Origin of the sequence: Actinomycetospora sp. CA-101289 (genome assembly GCF_050955895.1) — a bacterium.
Taxonomy (GTDB): Bacteria; Actinomycetota; Actinomycetes; order Mycobacteriales; family Pseudonocardiaceae; genus Actinomycetospora.
The window spans coordinates 1,489,353-1,505,783 of the sequence record NZ_CP192093.1 but is presented as its reverse complement, the minus strand read 5'-3'; the positions used below and the strand labels follow the sequence as shown (position 1 = coordinate 1,505,783).

17 protein-coding genes are annotated in these 16,431 nt (G+C 76.1%); 7 read left to right on the top strand and 10 right to left on the bottom strand.

The window, feature by feature from the left end:
* Positions 1–3 precede the first annotated feature (3 nt).
* Positions 4–255: a hypothetical protein gene (locus tag ACQPX6_RS07525; protein WP_433786592.1), complete on the bottom strand. Its 252-nt coding sequence runs from the start codon at positions 253–255 to the stop codon at positions 4–6.
* A 70-nt stretch (positions 256–325) separates the two neighbouring features.
* Entirely contained in the window at positions 326–1,231 is a 906-nt protein-coding gene (rfbD, locus tag ACQPX6_RS07520) for a dTDP-4-dehydrorhamnose reductase (protein WP_433786591.1), read from the bottom strand.
* 384 nt (positions 1,232–1,615) lie between these two features.
* Between rfbD and ACQPX6_RS07515 the strand changes: the two genes are divergently transcribed.
* The 3 genes from ACQPX6_RS07515 to ACQPX6_RS07505 are packed head-to-tail and all read left to right on the top strand — an operon-like array spanning position 1,616 to position 5,486.
* Positions 1,616–3,538, top strand: coding sequence for an LCP family protein (locus ACQPX6_RS07515; protein WP_433786588.1), 1,923 nt, complete (start codon positions 1,616–1,618; stop codon positions 3,536–3,538).
* Between the two features lie 11 nt (positions 3,539–3,549).
* The gene (locus ACQPX6_RS07510) at positions 3,550–4,281 is read left to right on the top strand and encodes a TIGR03089 family protein (protein ID WP_433786587.1); all 732 of its coding nucleotides are present in this window, start codon (positions 3,550–3,552) and stop codon (positions 4,279–4,281) included.
* An 8-nt stretch (positions 4,282–4,289) separates the two neighbouring features.
* Positions 4,290–5,486 carry a GDSL-type esterase/lipase family protein gene (locus ACQPX6_RS07505; RefSeq protein WP_433788214.1) on the top strand — a complete coding sequence of 399 codons (1,197 nt, stop codon included), beginning with the start codon at positions 4,290–4,292 and terminating at the stop codon, positions 5,484–5,486.
* On the opposite strand, the gene ACQPX6_RS07500 is transcribed toward ACQPX6_RS07505, so the two are convergent.
* The 4 genes from ACQPX6_RS07500 to ACQPX6_RS07485 form a co-directional block, all read right to left on the bottom strand.
* A complete protein-coding gene (locus ACQPX6_RS07500) occupies positions 5,453–6,115 on the bottom strand; it encodes a DUF805 domain-containing protein (RefSeq protein ID WP_433786586.1) in 663 nt (220 codons plus the stop codon). The genes ACQPX6_RS07505 and ACQPX6_RS07500 overlap by 34 nt on opposite strands.
* 171 nt (positions 6,116–6,286) lie before the next feature.
* Complete coding sequence (locus tag ACQPX6_RS07495) at positions 6,287–6,814, bottom strand: DUF805 domain-containing protein (RefSeq protein WP_433786585.1); 528 nt, start codon at positions 6,812–6,814, stop codon at positions 6,287–6,289.
* Positions 6,815–6,918: 104 nt separating this feature from the next.
* A complete protein-coding gene (locus tag ACQPX6_RS07490; protein ID WP_433786583.1) occupies positions 6,919–8,076 on the bottom strand; it encodes an acyl-CoA dehydrogenase in 1,158 nt (385 codons plus the stop codon).
* Between the two features lie 97 nt (positions 8,077–8,173).
* The gene (locus ACQPX6_RS07485) at positions 8,174–9,472 is read right to left on the bottom strand and encodes an FAD-dependent oxidoreductase (protein WP_433786582.1); all 1,299 of its coding nucleotides are present in this window, start codon (positions 9,470–9,472) and stop codon (positions 8,174–8,176) included.
* Between the two features lie 98 nt (positions 9,473–9,570).
* Here ACQPX6_RS07485 and ACQPX6_RS07480 point away from each other — a divergent pair, with 98 nt between their 5' ends.
* Positions 9,571–10,188: a TetR family transcriptional regulator gene (locus ACQPX6_RS07480; protein ID WP_433786579.1), complete on the top strand. Its 618-nt coding sequence runs from the start codon at positions 9,571–9,573 to the stop codon at positions 10,186–10,188.
* Here the strand turns inward: ACQPX6_RS07480 and purE are convergent.
* The 3 genes from purE to ACQPX6_RS07465 are packed head-to-tail and all read right to left on the bottom strand — an operon-like array spanning position 10,158 to position 12,826.
* On the bottom strand, positions 10,158–10,679 hold the full coding sequence (purE, locus tag ACQPX6_RS07475) for a 5-(carboxyamino)imidazole ribonucleotide mutase (protein ID WP_433788213.1): 522 nt from the start codon (positions 10,677–10,679) through the stop codon (positions 10,158–10,160). The two genes, ACQPX6_RS07480 and purE, sit on opposite strands and share 31 nt — an antisense overlap.
* Positions 10,676–11,863: a 5-(carboxyamino)imidazole ribonucleotide synthase gene (locus tag ACQPX6_RS07470; protein ID WP_433786578.1), complete on the bottom strand. Its 1,188-nt coding sequence runs from the start codon at positions 11,861–11,863 to the stop codon at positions 10,676–10,678. The genes purE and ACQPX6_RS07470 overlap by 4 nt, the downstream gene beginning before the upstream one ends.
* Before the next feature lie 24 nt (positions 11,864–11,887).
* Positions 11,888–12,826 (bottom strand): GGDEF domain-containing protein, encoded by a 939-nt coding sequence (locus tag ACQPX6_RS07465; RefSeq protein WP_433786576.1) that lies wholly within the window; start codon positions 12,824–12,826, stop codon positions 11,888–11,890.
* A gap of 166 nt (positions 12,827–12,992) precedes the next feature.
* On the opposite strand from ACQPX6_RS07465, the gene ACQPX6_RS07460 reads away from it, so the two are divergent.
* The 3 genes from ACQPX6_RS07460 (at position 12,993) to ACQPX6_RS07450 (ending at position 15,572) form a co-directional block, all read left to right on the top strand.
* On the top strand, positions 12,993–14,531 hold the full coding sequence (locus ACQPX6_RS07460; protein ID WP_433786574.1) for a sigma-70 family RNA polymerase sigma factor: 1,539 nt from the start codon (positions 12,993–12,995) through the stop codon (positions 14,529–14,531).
* Positions 14,532–14,559: 28 nt separating this feature from the next.
* Positions 14,560–15,069, top strand: coding sequence for a GtrA family protein (locus ACQPX6_RS07455; protein ID WP_433786572.1), 510 nt, complete (start codon positions 14,560–14,562; stop codon positions 15,067–15,069).
* A 248-nt stretch (positions 15,070–15,317) separates the two neighbouring features.
* On the top strand, positions 15,318–15,572 hold the full coding sequence (locus tag ACQPX6_RS07450; protein ID WP_433786570.1) for a hypothetical protein: 255 nt from the start codon (positions 15,318–15,320) through the stop codon (positions 15,570–15,572).
* Positions 15,573–15,578: 6 nt separating this feature from the next.
* Here ACQPX6_RS07450 and ACQPX6_RS07445 read toward each other — a convergent pair whose 3' ends face one another.
* Positions 15,579–16,424, bottom strand: a complete 846-nt coding sequence (locus tag ACQPX6_RS07445; RefSeq protein ID WP_433786569.1) for an SDR family NAD(P)-dependent oxidoreductase — start codon at positions 16,422–16,424, stop codon at positions 15,579–15,581.
* Positions 16,425–16,431 lie beyond the last annotated feature (7 nt).

Sequence of the window (16,431 nt, the reverse complement as noted above, 5' to 3'; positions counted from 1 at the left end):
CACCTACAGGCGCGGTCCGCGCGAGACGTCGTCGGGCGAGGGCAGGGTCAGCGGCCAGTAGCGCCAGTCGTCGGGCGACGCGCTCGACGTCGCCGCCGACGAGGCCGCACGACGCGCGGTGCGGCGCTTCTCGGCGCGCCACCGCTCGTCCCGGGCCACCCGGGCCGCCAGCCGGTGGCGTTCCCGTCCGGCGTCGATCACGAGCCACACGGCGACGAGGCCGAGCAACGCGAGGAGCACCGTCTCCACTGCCATGACCGTTCAACGCGCGACCCGGCGTGGGGGACACGCGAATCACACCGATGGGATTACGACCGTGGGCCAGTCAGCCCAGCAGGAGGTCAGGGTGGCGGGCGACGGCGGTGCGCAGGGCGTCCCGCCAGGCTGGTAGAGGAGCGAGGCCCGCCGCCCGCCACGAGGCGTCGGAGAGCACCGACCACGCGGGCCGCGGGGCCGGACGCGGGAAGGACGCCGTGTCGCAGGGACGGACGCGCTCCGGGTCGGCGCCCATCTCGGCGAACACCGCCCGCGCGAACCCGCACCAGGTGGTCGCTCCCCCGCCGGCGGCGTGCCGCGTGCCCGCCGGGGCCGACGAGCGGGCGAGGGCGACGAGGCCGTCGGCGAGGTCCGCGGTCCACGTCGGCGAGCCGTGCTGGTCGTCGACGACGTCGAGGGTGTCGCGCTCGCGGGCGAGCCGGGCCATGGTCCGGACGAAGTTCTGTCCCGTCGCGCCGTAGAGCCAGGCGGAGCGCACCACGTGGTGCGCGCCGGGCCGGGCGGCGCGCACCCGCTCCTCGCCGGCGAGCTTGCTGCGCGCGTAGACCCCGGTCGGGGCGACCGGGTCGTCCGGCTCGAGGGGCCGCCGCTCGCCCCCGGGCAGCGGACCGAGGACGTAGTCGGTGGAGACGTGGACCATCGCCGCGCCCACCTCGGCGCACGCGGCCGCGAGCAGCCCCGGCGCCTCGGCGTTGACCGCCCACGCGGCCGCCGCGGCGTCCTCGTCGGTCTCGGCGCGGTCGACGGCCGTGTACGCCGACGCGTTGATCAGCACCGCGGGGCCCTCGCCGGGCGCCGCCGCCCACGCGTGCACCGCCGCGCGCACCGCGTCCGCGTCCGTGACGTCCAGCGTCGCCCGGGGCTGGGCCCGCACGGAGTCGGTCGGCGGGACGTCGGGAGCGGCGAGCCGCGCCACCAGGTCCTGCCCCAGCGCGCCCCCTGCGCCGGTCACCATCCACCGCACTCGACCCCACCCCCGTCGATCACCCGGCGCGCAGTGTCCCACCGCCGCCGTCACGCCCCGCACCGTCGTGGGCGCCCGTGACCCCGGAGATGCCCAGGTCACGGGCAGGTCACTCACCCGGCGTGGCCGCGACGCGCCGACGGGCCGTCGGACGGGTGAGAAGCCCCGCGCGGGCCGGAGGCCGTCTAGCCTGCGACTCGAGGACGATCTCCCGAGTCGGCGGGTACTCCCCCGGGACGCGACGGCGCGCCCGGGATTCCGCCGAACCGCGGGACGGGATCGTGCGGAGACGAGGACGAGCGCGGGACACCGGGCCGGGCCCGGCGACCGGGAGACGGTCGGCGACCGACCCGACGGCGAGGGGAGGGGGGACCGGTGGACCTCGACGACCCCGACCGGGCCCGCCGCGACCCCGCCCGCCGCTACGGTCCCACCGCCGCCCGCCGCAGCCCGGGGCGCGCCGGCGGTCCGTCCGACGAGCGCGACGCCCGTGACGGGCGCGGCCGCGCCCCCGAGCCCGAGCGCGACGGGGCCGACCCGCGCCTGCGCCGCCGGGACCTCGCCGAACTGTCCGCCGTCCCGCCGGGCACGACGCGGCGCCGCGAGCCGCCGCCGGCGGACCGGCCCCGCCGCCCGCCCCGCGACCGCGACCGCGACCCGCGCGACCAGCGCGACCTCGACGACCCCCGCCCGCCCCGCCGCCCGGTCGATCGGGACCGGGACCGGGAGAGCGACCGGGTCCGGCCGCCCGCGGCGCCGCCCCGTCCCCCGCGCCCCCCGCGCCCGGTGCGCGTCGAGCCCGACGACGAGGGCCGCGGCCGCCGCAACGCCCGGCGCGGTGTGCGCCTGGCGATCACCGTGCTGTCCGTGCTCGTGTTCGCCGTCTCGGGCACGGCCTGGGCCGCGCTGTCGGGCAGCGTCGGCACGATGACCGGGGCGCTCGGCGAGGGCCCGGTGGGCGACGCCGCGGACGGGGCCACCGACATCCTGCTCGTCGGCGTCGACAGCCGCACCGACGCCCAGGGCCGCCCGCTGCCCGACGACGCCCTGCGCTCACTGGGGGCGAGCGCCGCGGACGGCGTCGTCAACACCGACACGATGATGCTGGTGCGGGTGCCCAACGACGGCAGCCGCGCGGTGGCGTTCTCGATCCCCCGCGACAGCTACGTCTCGATCCCGGGCGCGTTCCGGCGCGACAAGATCAATTCGGCGTACCCGGGCGCCAAGGCGGACGAGGCCAACCGCCTCGTGCAGTCCGGCGTCACCGACCCGCGCGAGGTCGACGTCCGCTCGTCCGACGCCGGGCGCCAGGAGCTGGTGCGCGCGGTCGCCGAGCTCACGGGCCTCACGGTCGACCACTACGCCGAGGTCAACCTCATGGGCTTCTACACGCTGACCAACGCCGTCGGCGGGGTCGACGTGTGCCTGCGCGACCCGGTCGACGACGACCTCTCCGGCGCGCACTTCCCGGCCGGGCCCCGCACGGTCGCCGGGCACGACGCGCTCGCCTTCGTCCGCCAGCGCCACGGCCTGCCCCAGGGCGACCTCGACCGCATCCGCCGCCAGCAGGCGTTCCTCGCCTCGCTGTCGCGCAAGGTGCTCTCCAGCGGCACCCTCGCCGACCCGATCACGCTCACGCGCCTGCTCGACGCCGTGCGGCAGTCGGTGGTGCTCGACGGCGACTGGGACCTGCTGCGCTTCGGCCGGCAGATGCAGGACGTCAGCGCCGGCGCGGTGGCGTTCCTGACGATCCCGACCAACGGCACGCGCAACGTCGACGGCCGCGGCGAGGTCCTCGACGTCGACCCCGCCGCCGTGGCGCAGTTCGTCACCGACGCCATCGGCCCCGAGGAGTCCGGGGGCGCCGACGAGGGGCCCGCGCCCGCGACGATCCCGGTCGACGTCCGCAACGCCTCGGGCACCGAGGGCGCCGCCGCCCGCGTGGTCGCGGTGCTCTCGGCGCAGGGCTACGCCCGGACGGTGGCGGGCAACGCCGAGGGCACCGCACCGCGCTCCGAGGTCTTCTTCGGCCCGGCGGGCGACGCGGCCGGCGCGCGGGTCGCGCGCAGCCTCGGGGACCTGCCGACCGGCTTCGACGCGACGATGCCCCCCAACACGGTGCGCGTCGTGCTGGCCGCCGACTACCGGGGCCCCGGCGCGGCCCCGCCCTCCTCCCCGTTCGGCGGCGGGGGCACGGGCACCGAGGGCGCGTCGACGTCCGCGGGCACCGAGGCGCCCGCCCCCGTGCCGCCGCCGCAACCGGCCATCACCGCCGAGGGCGTGCCCTGCGTCGCCTAGCCTGCGGGCCGATGACCGTCACCGACGCCCTCCTCGGCCCCCTGCTCGCCGCCGACCCCGCCCGACCCCTCATCACGTTCTACGACGACGCGACCGGTGAGCGCATCGAGCTCTCCGGCGCCACGTTCGGCAACTGGGTGGCCAAGACGGCCAACCTGCTGCGCGACGAGTGCGACGTCGAGCCCGGCACCCCGGTCGCCGTGCTGCTCCCGGCGCACTGGCAGACGGCGGCGGCGCTGTGCGCGCTGTGGTGGTGCGGTGCCGAGGCCGTCACCGACCCCGCGGGCGCCGACGTGGTGCTCGCCGCCGAGGACGCCCTGGAGCGGGCCGACGTGGCGGGCGCGGCGCTGGTCGTCGGCTTCTCGCTCGACGCCTTCGGGCGCGGGCTCGGGGACGCGCTGCCGGCCGGCGGCGTCGACTACGCGACCGAGGTCCGCGTGCACGGCGACCACTTCGACCCGCTCGCCCCCGTCCCCGACGACACGCCCGCCCTCGCCGGCGTGGCCGTCGGCGCCGTCGTGACCGGCGCGCGGGACCGGGCCGCCGCCCTGGGCCTCACCGCCGGCGACCGCGTGCTCTCCACCCTCGACTGGCCGCTGGCCACGACGGGCGGCCTGGTCGACGGCCTGCTCGCCGTGCTGGCCGCCGGCGCCTCGCTGGTGCACGTGCGCCACCCCGCGGGCGACCAGGAGCGCCGCGCGGCCACCGAGAAGGTCACCCGCGTCCTCGGCGGCCCGTCGTGAGCCTCGACCTGGTCACGACCCCGATCACTCCGGAGCTGGTGCGCGGCGCCCTCGAGCTGGAGCGCACCGAGCTCGGGCTGGCCCCGCACCGCCTGCCCGCCCGGGCCCGTGCCCAGGTGAATTCGATGGAGCACGCCGATAGGGGCCAGATCGCCATGGCCGAGGCCCAGCCCTCGGGGGTGCGGCTCGTGCTGCGGACGCGGGCGACGGTGGTCGAGCTGGACACGCTGCGCACGCGCGTCGGGTACCGCGACCTGCCGCTGCGGCCCGACGGGGTCTACGACCTGCTCGTCGACGGACGCCTCACCACGCGGGCGCGCGCGACGGGCGGGCGCGTCATGTACCTCGACCCGGCGACGGGGACGACGGAGACGCAGCCCGGCCCGGTCGGCACCGTCCGCTTCGACGGCCTCCCCGAGCGGGAGAAGGACCTCGAGGTGTGGCTGCCGCACACCGAGATCACCGAGCTGGTGGCGCTGCGCAGCGACGCCCCGGTCGCCGCGGCGCCGCCCGGCGACCGGCCGGTCTGGGTCCACCACGGCAGCTCGATCAGCCACGGGTCGAACGCCGCGAGCCCCGCCACCACGTGGCCCGCGCTGGCCGCGGCCGCCGGCGGCGTCGAGCTGGTGAACCTCGGCTTCGGCGGCAGCGCGATGATCGACCCGTTCGTCGCGCGGACGCTGCGGGACACGCCCGCCGACCTGGTCAGCGTCAAGCTCGGCATCAACGTCGTCAACGGCGACGTCATGCGCCGGCGCGCTCTCGGCCCCGCGGTGCACGGGTTCCTCGACACGATCCGCGAGGGACGCCCGACGGTGCCGCTGCTGGTGGTGTCGCCGATCCTCTGCCCGATCCACGAGGACACGCCGGGCCCGGGCGCGGTCGACCTCGACGACGACGGGGCGATGCGCTTCCGCGCCACCGGCGACCCGGCCGACGTCGCCGCGGGCCGGCTGACGCTGCGCGTCGTGCGCGAGGAGCTCGCCCGCGTCGTGGCCCAGCGCGCGGCCGACGACCCGCACCTCGCGTACCTCGACGGGCGCGCGCTCTACGGCGAGGCCGACGCCGAAGCGCTGCCGCTGCCCGACCGGCTGCACCCCGACGCCGCCACCCACGCGCTGATGGCCGAGCGCTTCGCCGCCCTGGCCTTCGGACCGGGCGGCGCGGGCTCTCAGCTCTGGGACGTCGGCGGCTGGCCCGGGTAGCCGCCCTGGCCGTACTCCTGGCCGTAGCCCTGCTGCGGGTAACCACCCTGCTGCGGGTAGCCGCCCTGCTGGCCGTAGCCCTGCTGCGGGTAGCCACCCTGCTGCGGGTAGCCGGCGCCGTAGCCCTGCTGGGGGTAACCGCCCTGGCCGTAGCCCTGCTGCGGGTAGCCGCCCTGCTGGGGGTAGCCCTGCGGGTAGCCGCCCTGCTGCGGGTAGCCGGCGCCGTAGCCCTGGTCGTAGCCGCCGCCGACCTGCGGGTAGCCGCCGCCCGCCATCACGTCCTGCTTCGGGTTCATGCCGTACTGGTTCGCGCCCGGGTGGCCGTCCTCCGCGTAGAAGACGATCAGGACGATCGAGCCGAACGGGATCAGCGAGAGCAGCTGGAACCAGCCGGACCGGCCGGTGTCGTGGAGCCGGCGCGCGCCGACCGCGAAGGTCGGCACGATCGTGCCGAGGATGTAGATGAAGGTCAGGCCGAAGATGCCGATCGACACCGCGAGCAGGACGTCGACGAGGATCACCGCGATGTAGAAGACGGCCCAGAACAGCGTGTACATCCAGTACTCGGTACGCCGGGCCCTCCCGTCGAAGTCGGCGTACTGCTTGAGCACCTTGAGGAACCACTGCATGGGGGAGGCCTCTCACGAGCGTCGTGGCCGGGGGCCGCTCTCCGCGACCCTCTCGCCGGTGCAGATTAGCCCCGACGGACGAGCGCCCGGGGCCCGGCGACCCCACGGACGACGACACCGGACCCGGCGGCTGCCGGATCCGGTGTCGGTCGTGTCGGGGTCGCGCGGCGGTCAGGCCTGGGGCATCGGGGGCTGGCCCTGGTAGCCCTGCTGCTGCGGGCCCTGCTGCGGGTAGCCGGCCTGCGGGTAGCCGGGCTGCTGCGAGTAGCCCTGCTGCGGGTAGCCACCCTGCTGCGGGTAGCCACCGGCCATGGCCTCCTGCTTGGGGTCCGGGCCGAAGCGGTTCGGGCCGCGGGTGCCCTCGATGCACATGAAGATCAGGACGATGAGCCCGCCGACGAACGGGATGAGGCCGAGCAGGACGAACCAGCCGGACTTGTCCTGGTCGTGGAAACGACGGACGGCCACCGCGATCGACGGGATGAGCACCGCGAGCGTGTAGATGCCGCCGAGCAGACCCAGTCCGGCCGAGAAGCCCGAGCCGGAGGACGTGAAGCTCGAGGTACCGATCAGCGCGTCGACCAGGCTCAGCACGACCAGCGCGATGAAGTTGAAGAGCGCGAACATCCAGTACTCGGTGCGCCGCGCACGCCCGTTGAAGTCGGCGTACTGCTTGAGCACCTTCAGGTACCACTGCATGGGGGACCTCTCACGGAGCGTCGTGGCTGGCCGCCCCTGTCGCGGCCTCTGTCGCCTGAGCAGACTAGCGCCACGCACGCTCCGTGAGCATTACTCCGGACGGGTTACTTCTTCAGGATGCTCCGGGCCATGACCATGCGCTGGATCTGGTTCGTGCCCTCGTAGATCTGCGTGATCTTGGCGTCGCGCATCATCCGCTCGACCGGGAAGTCGACCGTGTAGCCGGCGCCGCCGAAGAGCTGCACCGCGTCCGTGGTCACCTGCATCGCGGTGTCCGAGGCGAAGCACTTGGACGCCGAGGCGATGAGCCCCATGTTCTTCACGCCCCGCTCGGCCCGGGCGGCCGCGGCGTAGACGAGGTGGCGCGCGGCCTCGGTGTTCATGGCCATGTCGGCGAGCATGAACTGGACACCCTGGAAGTCGGCGACGGCCTTGCCGAACTGGTGGCGCTCGCGCACGTAGTCGACGGCGGCGTCGAGGGCGCCCTGGGCGATGCCGACGGCCTGCGCGCCGATGGTCGGGCGCGTGTGGTCCAGGGTGGCGAACGCGGTCTTGAGCCCCGTGCCCGGCGCCCCGATCATCCGGCGGCCGGGCACCCGGCAGTTCTCGAAGTAGATCTCGGTGGTCGGCGAGCCCTTGATGCCGAGCTTGTGCTCCTTCGGCCCCACCGAGAAGCCGGGGTCATCCTTGTGCACCACGAACGCCGAGATGCCGTTGGCGCCCTTGTCGGGGTCGGTCTTCGCCATGACCGTGTACCAGTCGGAGACGCCGCCGTTGGTGATCCAGGCCTTGGTGCCGTTGAGCACCCAGTCGTCACCGTCCTGCTGCGCCCGGGTGCGCATCGAGACGGTGTCCGAGCCGGCCTCGCGCTCCGAGAGCGCGTAGCTGATCATCGACTCGCCCGAGGCGATCGAGGGCAGGACCTCCTGCTTGAGCTCCTCGGAGCCCGACAGGATCACCGGCATCGAGCCGAGCTTGTTCACCGCGGGGATCAGCGAGGCCGACGCGTCGACGCGGGCGACCTCCTCGATCACCATGCAGGCGACGATCGAGTCCGCGCCCTCCCCGCCGTACTGCTCGGGGATGTGGATCGCGTGGAAGCCCGCCTGCGTCAGGGCCGTGCGCGCCTCGGTGGGGAACCGGGCCTGCTGGTCCACGTCGAACGCGTGGGGCGCGATCTCCTTCTCGGCGAGGGCGCGGATCGACTCGCGCAGCGCGTCGCGCTCCTCGCCGAGGCTGTACAGGTCGAAGTCCGGATCCACGACGGTCCCTCCACACACGGCTGCGTTGCGCCATCACGGTACTCGGACGTCCTACCGTTGTGGGGGTTCGCGGCCCCAGGGTCGGGTGTGGTCCCGACTACGCTCGGTCGGCGCCGACCTGACCCGCAGCTGACGCCACCGGCATCGGCGCGCGCCGGGCGAAGTCGGGCGCGTGCTCGGGCCGCAGACCGACGCCGATGAGGTAGGCGGGGACGATCGTCACCGCCGGGAACCTCTCGGCGAGGCGCGCCACGAACTTCGGCGGGCCGGCGCGCCGCCCCGCGAGGGTCGGCCGGACGAGCGCGCGGTGCATCAGCCGCTGCAGCGTCTGCACGGCGACGGTGGGCAGGAGACGGCGGCGCCGGACCCCGTCGAGCTCGTCCCCGGTCACGCGGGCGCCGCCGTCCTGGCGACGCCGCAGCGGCGCGGCCAGCAGCGTCGCGGCGGCGACGGCGTCCTGGACGGCGAGGTTGATGCCGACGCCGCCGATCGGCGACATGGCGTGGGCGGCGTCGCCGAGGCAGAGCAGCCCGTCGACGTGCCAGCGGCGCAGCCGGTCGAGCCGGACGTCGAGGTGCTTGACCTCGTCCATGCTCTCCAGCGCGTCGACGCGGTCGGCGAGGTCGGGGGCGAGCTCGGCGATGTCGGCGCGGAAGGCCTCGATGCCCCGCGCCCGCAGTCCGGCGTCGCCGCCCTTGGCCGCGATGTAGGCGATCTGGAAGTACCCCTCGCGCGGGATCACCACGGCCAGGCGGCCGCGGGCGATGCGCGGGGTGAGCGCCGCCGTCCGGTCCTCGGCGCGGCGCGGCAGGCGGAACCACCACGCGTCCATGGGACACGGGAAGTCGATCACCTCGAGCCCCGCGCCGGCCCGCGCGGCCGACCCGCGGCCGTCGCAGGCGACCACGAGGTCAGCGGCGATCTCGCCCTGCTCGCCGGCGGCGGTGCGGTAGGCCACGCCGGCGACCCGGCCGGCGTCGTCGCGGCGCAGGCCGACGACCTCGGTGCTCATCCGCAGCGTGAACGCGGGCTCCTCGACACCGGCGTCGGCGAGCAGGTCGAGCAGGTCCCACTGCGGGACCATCGCGATGTAGGGGTGGCGGACACGGCCGGCGAGGCGGCGCATGTCGCCGATCGGGAGCACGGTGCCCTCGTTGTCCACCGGGAACCCGACCCGGTCGATCCGGCTCTGCGGCAGGGCGTCGAACCGCTCCCCCAGCCCCAGCTCCTCGAGCAGGTCCAGCGTCGTCGGGTGGACGGTGTCGCCCCGGAAGTCGCGCAGGAAGTCCGCGTGCTTCTCCAGGACGGTGACCTCCACGCCGGCCCGGGCCAACAGCAGCCCCAGGACCATGCCCGCCGGGCCGCCACCGACCACGCAGCACGTCGTCCGCTCCATCGTCCCCACCTCCATCATCTCAACGTCTGTTGAATCCGAGTGTGCACCCGCCCCCGGCGGAAATCAACGGTCGTTGAGAAGTGGGTACGATCGGCGGTGTGGCGAGCACCGACAGCCCGGGCAACGGCCGCCGGGGACGCCGTCCGGGCGACTCCGGCACGCGCGAGGCGATCCTCGACGCGGCGCGCATTCGCTTCAGCGGCGAGGGCTTCCGGGGCGCGACGGTGCGCGCCATCGCGGGCGACGCCGGGGTCGACCCGGCGCTGGTCATGCACTACTTCGGCACCAAGCAGGCGCTGTTCGTGGCCGCGATGGAGTTCCCCGTGGACCCGGGGGTGCTCGTCCCCCACCTCCTCGGGCCCGGGGTGCACGGGCTGGGCGAGCGGCTGCTGCGCTTCCTGCTCGGGATCATCGACGAGCTCGGCGAGACGAACCCGATGCTCGGTCTCGTGCGCTCGGCGGTGACCCACCCCGACGCGGCCCGGATGATGCGCGAGTTCCTCGGCGAGGCGATCCTCGACCGCATCGCGGCGGCCATCGACGCCGACCGGCCGCGCCTGCGGGCGGACCTGTGCGCCTCGCAGATCGTCGGGATCCTCATGGCCCGCCAGATCCTGGCGCTGCCCGAGCTCGCCGCCGCCGACCGCGAGCTCCTCGTCGGCATCTACGGCCGGACGATCCAGCGCTACCTCACGGAGCCGTTGGACTCCTCCTGAGCGCGCGCGGCGAGCGCGGCGTCCTTCGCGGCGACGCTCTCGGCCAGCCCGGTCTGGAAGCGCTCCATCGCCCGCGCGAGCTCGGGGTCGGACGCGCCGAGGATCCGGACGGCGAGCAGCCCCGCGTTGCGCGCGCCGCCGATCGACACCGTGGCCACCGGCACCCCGGCGGGCATCTGCACGATCGAGAGCAGCGAGTCCATGCCGTCGAGGTGCGCGAGCGGCACCGGGACGCCGATCACCGGCAGGACCGTGGCCGACGCGACCATGCCCGGCAGGTGCGCCGCGCCCCCGGCGCCGGCGACGACGACGCGCACGCCCCGGCCCGCCGCCGACGCCGCCCAGTCGAGCATCGTGCGCGGCGTTCGGTGCGCGGAGAGCACGCGCGCCTCCCAGCCGACGCCGAACTCGTCGAGCGCCTGGGCGGCCGCACGCATGGTGGGCCAGTCGGAGTCGCTGCCCATGACGATGCCGACGGGCGGGTTGCTCATGAGTGGGGGTCCCATCCGTCGCTCCACACGCCGGTGGAGAGGTGGTCGGCGGCGAGGCGGGCGCGGCGGCGCACGTCGTCGAGGTCGTCGCCGCGCACGGTCACGTGCCCGACCTTGCGGCCCGGGCGCTCGGCCTTGCCGTAGAGGTGCACGCGCGCCTCGGGGAAACGGGCGAACGTGTGGTGCAGGCGCTCGTCGACCCGCATCGCCGGCACGGGGTCGCCGCCCAGCACGTTGGCCATCACCGTGACCGACGCGGTGGTCGCCGTGGCGCCGAGGGGGTAGTCGAGCACGGCCCGCAGGTGCTGCTCGAACTGCGAGGTCACCGAGCCCTCGATGGTCCAGTGCGCCGAGTTGTGCGGGCGCATGGCGAGCTCGTTGACGACGAGCCCGTCCGCGGTCTCGAACAGCTCCACCGCGAGCAGGCCGACCACCCCGAGCGCGTGCGCGATCCGCAGCGCGAGCTCCTCGGCCTCCTCGGCGCGGCCGGGGTCGAGGCCGGGCGCGGGGGCGAGCACCTCGGTGCAGATGCCGTGCTCCTGGACGGTCTCGACCACGGGCCAGACGGCGGCCTGCCCGAACGGCGAGCGCGCGAGGACGGCGGCGAGCTCGCGGCGCAGGGGCACCCGCTGCTCGACCATGAGCGGGGTGCCGGCGGCCAGCAGCTCGTCGACGGTCGTCCGGGCGGCGTCGGCGTCGTCCAGCACCCACACCCCGCGCCCGTCGTAGCCGCCGCGCACGGCCTTGAGCACCACGGGCCAGCCCTGCTCCGCGGCGAAGGCGGTGACGTCGTCGGGCGTCTCCACCGGCGCGAAGGGCGGCACCGGCTCGCCGAGCTCCGCGAGCCGCCGGCGCATGACGAGCTTGTCCTGCGCGTGGAGCAGGGCGTCGGGGCCGGGGTGCACGGTGTGGCCCTCGGCGAGCAGGGCGCGCAGGTGCTCGCCGGGCACGTGCTCGTGGTCGAAGGTGACGGCCTCGGCGCCGGCGGCGGCGCGGCGCAGGGCGTCGAGGTCGCGGTGATCGCCCAGCACGACGTCGGGGGCGACGAGCGCGGCGGGCTCGTCCGGGCCGGTCGCGAGGACCCGCAGCGACTGCCCGAGCGCCACGGCGGCCTGGTGGGTCATGCGTGCGAGCTGGCCCCCGCCGATCATGGTCACCACGGGCAGACCGGTGCGCTCGTCCACAGCCCGGGGACCGTACGCGCCCGGTCAGGCCCGCTGCGGCTCGGCGTCCTCGTCCGCCCCCGGCTCCTCGTCGCGCAGCCGCCCGAGCAGCGCGCAGGCCTCGTCGTGGGTCCGGGGCAGCGGCTCCACACGCACGGTCGGCGTCCCGACCATCCCTTCGGCGGCGGCCAGCCGGCGCTCGACGAGGCGGCGCAGCACCCCGGCGCGCTCGGTGAGGCCCTCGCGCGGGGCGAGCACGACCACGGTGCCGCGCCCGACGACGGCGATCGACTCGCCCGCGTCGAACACCACGCCCGCGGCCTCGCCGGCGATCGTCAGCGGCGCGACCCGCCGCCAGTCGCGCACGTCGAGGGCGAGCACCACGAGCGCCCGGTCGGCGCCCGCCTCGCGGCCGTGGGCGCGGGCGGCGCGGTAGACCTCGGCGAGGCGGGTGCGCAGGTAGCGGACGCTCGCGAGCCCCGAGAGCGGGTCGACCGCCGCGGTCTCGGCGAGGTCGCCGCAGGCCACGTCGGTCCAGGCGAGCGACACCGCGCGCAGCAGCCGCACCCCGTCGGGGCGCCGCACGGCGGCCGGACCCTCGGTGGGCGCGTCCACGACCCGGTCGGCGCCGGAGACGGCGGTGTTGAGCGCGGCGAGGTCGGTGAGCGTCTCGGCGAGCCCCACCCCCGCGCCCGCCCGCACGCCGGCCCAGCGCGCGAGGGCGCGCTCGACGGCCCGGTCGCGGGCCTCGTGCCCCCCGTGGCGGGCGGTGACCACGTCGCACACGGCGTCCACGGCCGGATCGGGCCACTCCGCGGCGGCGGTCCAGCCCAGCGCGCTGCTGCACGCGAACCACCGTTCCCGCAGCGCCGCGGCCCGCGCGGTGGCGCCCGGCCGCCCGACCAGGCGCGGCCGGCCCTCGGCCGCCGCGTCCGTCGCGCTGTCCGTCCTGCTGTCCGTCCTGCTGTCCGTCACGCCGTCCATCCCCCCGGCCCACCTCCGGTCCGCATCGTGCCCGTCGCGATGGGAGGCCTGGTCGCCTCCGGGCTGGAGACGCGCGGGGGCGTCATCCATGACGGTGACGGTCACCAGTTCGGCCGCACGGAGGCCGCCACACTCGGCCGGACGGGTGAAGGGGGTGGTCGGGGCGATGACGGCGGACGAGCACGGCCACCCCGGACCCGACCCGTCCCGTGGCGCCCCCGGGGGTGGCGGCCCCGGCGGGGACGACCCGCGCAGCGACGGCGAGCTCATCGCCCGCCTGCGCGGACGCGGCGCCGACCCCGACTCGACCGCCGCGTTCGCCACGCTCTACGCCCGCCACCACCAGGCGGCGCGCGCGCTGGCCCGCCAGCTCGCCCGCTCCCCCGCCGACGCCGACGACCTCGTCGCCGGCGCCTTCACGCGCATGCTCGAGGTGCTGCGCGCCGGGCGGGGACCCACCGAGGCGTTCCGCGCCTACCTGCTGACCTCGGTGCGCCACCTCGCCTACGACCGCACCCGCGCCGAGCGCCGCCTCGACCTCACCGACGACCTCACCGGCGTGCACGGCGTCGACCCCGACGGCACCGTCGTCCCCTTCACCGACCCGGCGCTCGCCGGACTCGAGCGCACCCTGGCCGCCCGCGCGTTCGCGACGCTGCCCGAGCGCTGGCAGGCGGTGCTCTGGCACCTCGAGGTCGAGGGCGACAGCCCGGCCGACATCGCCCCGCTGTTCGGGCTGACCCCGAACGCCGTGTCCGCGCTCGGCTACCGCGCCCGCGAGGGACTGCGGCAGGCCTACCTGCAGGAGCACCTCGCCGCGGGCTCCGGGCGCTGGGACCGGCGCCACCGCGACACCGGTGAGCGCCTCGGCGCCTACACCCGCGGGGGCCTCTCGCGCCGCGACGCGCAGCGGGTGGAGGCCCACCTCGCCGAGTGCGCCGAGTGCCGCGCGCTGGCCGACGAGCTGCGCGAGGTCAACTCCGGCATGGTCCGCGCGGTCGTGGCCCCGCTCGTGCTCGGCGCGGGGCTCATGGGCTACCTCGCCTCGCGCGGCGGCACGGGCACGTTCGCGCTGGACGCGACCACCGGCGAGCTGGCGGTCGCGGGCGGCGGCGCGCTGGGCGTGCTCGGGGCACTGACGGGGCTGGGCGGGATCACCGGCGTCACCGGCGCCGTGCGTCCCGCCGTCACCGGCCGCCTCGGACCCGTCGGCGTGGTCGGCCTCGCCGGCGCCGTCGGCCTGGGGGCGTTCGTGCTCGGCGACGCCCTGGAGCCGGCGCCGGTCCCGCTGCTCCCCCCGTCCGCCGCGCCGGCGCCCGGTGCGGCCCTGCCCGCCCCGCCGCCGCTGCTCGCGCTGCCGGCGCTGCCCCCGCTCGCCCTGCCCCCGCTCGTGCTGTCCGACCCGGCCCTCGACGTGCCGGGGCTGGGCGCTGCCGCGGGGACGGACGCGGGACGCGAGCAGGGCACCGGGGACGGCGACGCGTCGCGTCGCGGGGTCGCGACCCGGTCCGACGGCGAGCAGGACGGCGGCGGCGCGACGACCCGGGCCCGCACGGCCGCGAACCGCACCCCCGACCGCACCCCCGACCGTGCCGCCGCGCGGGAGGACCGGTCGGACCGCCGGGGTGCGCCCGACTGCGCCCTCACGGTGCGCCTGCCCGTCGTGGGCGCGGCCGGGGCGCTGTGCTCGACCGGCCCTCGCTGACCGGACCGCGTCACTACACTCCGACCCGATGACCGATCAGCGGGCACGCGCGCTGCCGCTCCCCCCGGCGCTGCGGGACCGCGCTGCGCGCCTGGCCGGGCGTCACGGCGAGTTCGTCAAGTTCGCGCTCGTCGGGGGGATCACGTTCGTCGTCGACACGGCCGTCTTCGTCGTCGCCAAGTCCACGGTGCTCGAGCCCAAGCCGGTCACGGCCAAGATCGTCGCGGTGCTCGTGGCCACGATCGTCGGCTACGTGCTCAACCGCGAGTGGTCGTTCCGCCTGCGCGGCGGCCGCGGTCGACCGCACGAGGCGCTGCTGTACTTCGCCGTCTCCGGGATCGCGATGGCCATCAACGCGGCGCCGCTGGGGTTCTCGCGCTACGTGCTCGACCTCGCCCAGCCCGCGGTCTCGTCGCTCACCGAGCACGTCGCCGACCTGGTGAGCGCGCAGGTGGTCGGGACCCTGCTCGCGATGGTCTTCCGGTGGTGGGCGTTCCGCCGCTGGGTCTTCCCCGACGAGGTCGGTCCGCTGCGCTGAGCCCGCGACCAGGGAGGACGCGACTCCGCCGCCCGGCGTGACCACGTCCCGGCCCGATCGGGGGAACCGGGTGCCCCGACCGAGCCGTTCGACTCCCTCGGGTGGCGTCGACCACGACCGCCGGTCTCCGAACGTGCACCGGTCGTCGCCCGAACGGGCGGAGAGAACCAAGGTTCTTGATACCTTCGGTACCGCCTGACCGGCCGGTCGGAAGGTCGGGACACACCGGACGCGGAGGAGGACCAGCTGTGCCCAGGATGCCCTGCCCGCACCGACCCGCTGCCCGAGCCGTCCCGACCCGGTCGGGTCCCGACGAGCTCGAGCACTGCGACGGGCTCATGGTGCTGGTCCTGGACCCCGTCACCGGGGCGGCCGACACCTACGGGCCCTACCCCGCGGGCCGGGCCCGCGCCGAGGCCGACGACCGGCGCCAGGAGCTCGACGCCGAGGACCTCACCGACGTGACCGTGGCGCTCGTGCGCCACCACCGACCCCGTCAATAGGACCCCTCAGGCGTCGTCGCGATCGGTCGAGGTCGACAGCGGCTCCCACCGCTCGAGGTCGTCCGCGATCCCGGTGAGGCGTGACCGGATCCCGGTCACCGCGTCGCGGCCCAGGGGCAGGCGCAGCGGCGCGTCCTCGGCCTCGAGGGCGCGCAGGATCGCGACCGCCGCCTTGTCGGGGTCGCCGGGCTGGGTGCCGTCGCCGCCGGTGACGAACGCGCGCGTCGGCCCGACGGTGTCCTCGTACTCGGGCATCGACGTCGAGAGCACCGCCGCGCCCGGGCGGAAGAGCTCGGTACGGAACGCGCCCGGCTCGACGACGAGGAACCGGACGTGCGGGCACTCCTGCGCCACGGTCTCGGTGAGGCCCTCGAGCGCGAACTTGGTGGCGCAGTAGACGCCGAAGCCGGGCACGGTCACCTGCCCGCCGACCGACGACATCTGCACGACGGCCCCGGAGCCCTGCGCGCGGAAGTGCGGCAGCGCGGCGCGGGTGAGCAGCGCCGGCCCCATCACGTGCAGGTCGAACAGGGCGCGCAGCTCGTCCTCGGTCGTCTCCTCGAGCGCGCCGACCTGCGTGCGCCCGGCGTTGTTGACCAGCACGTCGAGCCGGCCGTGGCGGGCGACGACGTCGTCCACCGCCGCGGTGAGCGCGTCGCCGGGCGCCGTGACGTCCAGGGCGAGGGGCTCGACGCGGCCGGGGTGGGCGTCGGCGAGCCCGGCGAGGGCCTCGGTGCGCCGGGCCGCGGCGACCACGGTGTCGCCGGCGGCGACGGCGGCCTCGGTGATCGCGCGGCCGAAGCCGCTCGAGGCGCCGGTGACGAGCCAGACACGGGGTGACGGGGAGCTCATGGGCCCA

What these genes read in the sequence shown, in the direction of transcription:
- ACQPX6_RS07525 (WP_433786592.1), bottom strand. Translation starts at nt 255, where the DNA reads ATGGCAGTGGAGACGGTGCTCCTCGCGTTGCTCGGCCTCGTCGCCGTG.
- rfbD (WP_433786591.1), bottom strand. Translation starts at nt 1,231, where the DNA reads ATGGTGACCGGCGCAGGGGGCGCGCTGGGGCAGGACCTGGTGGCGCGG.
- ACQPX6_RS07510 (WP_433786587.1), top strand. Translation starts at nt 3,550, where the DNA reads ATGACCGTCACCGACGCCCTCCTCGGCCCCCTGCTCGCCGCCGACCCC.
- ACQPX6_RS07500 (WP_433786586.1), bottom strand. Translation starts at nt 6,115, where the DNA reads ATGCAGTGGTTCCTCAAGGTGCTCAAGCAGTACGCCGACTTCGACGGG.
- ACQPX6_RS07495 (WP_433786585.1), bottom strand. Translation starts at nt 6,814, where the DNA reads ATGCAGTGGTACCTGAAGGTGCTCAAGCAGTACGCCGACTTCAACGGG.
- ACQPX6_RS07485 (WP_433786582.1), bottom strand. Translation starts at nt 9,472, where the DNA reads ATGGAGCGGACGACGTGCTGCGTGGTCGGTGGCGGCCCGGCGGGCATG.
- purE (WP_433788213.1), bottom strand. Translation starts at nt 10,679, where the DNA reads ATGAGCAACCCGCCCGTCGGCATCGTCATGGGCAGCGACTCCGACTGG.
- ACQPX6_RS07465 (WP_433786576.1), bottom strand. Translation starts at nt 12,826, where the DNA reads ATGGACGGCGTGACGGACAGCAGGACGGACAGCAGGACGGACAGCGCG.
- ACQPX6_RS07460 (WP_433786574.1), top strand. Translation starts at nt 12,993, where the DNA reads ATGACGGCGGACGAGCACGGCCACCCCGGACCCGACCCGTCCCGTGGC.
- ACQPX6_RS07455 (WP_433786572.1), top strand. Translation starts at nt 14,560, where the DNA reads ATGACCGATCAGCGGGCACGCGCGCTGCCGCTCCCCCCGGCGCTGCGG.
- ACQPX6_RS07445 (WP_433786569.1), bottom strand. Translation starts at nt 16,424, where the DNA reads ATGAGCTCCCCGTCACCCCGTGTCTGGCTCGTCACCGGCGCCTCGAGC.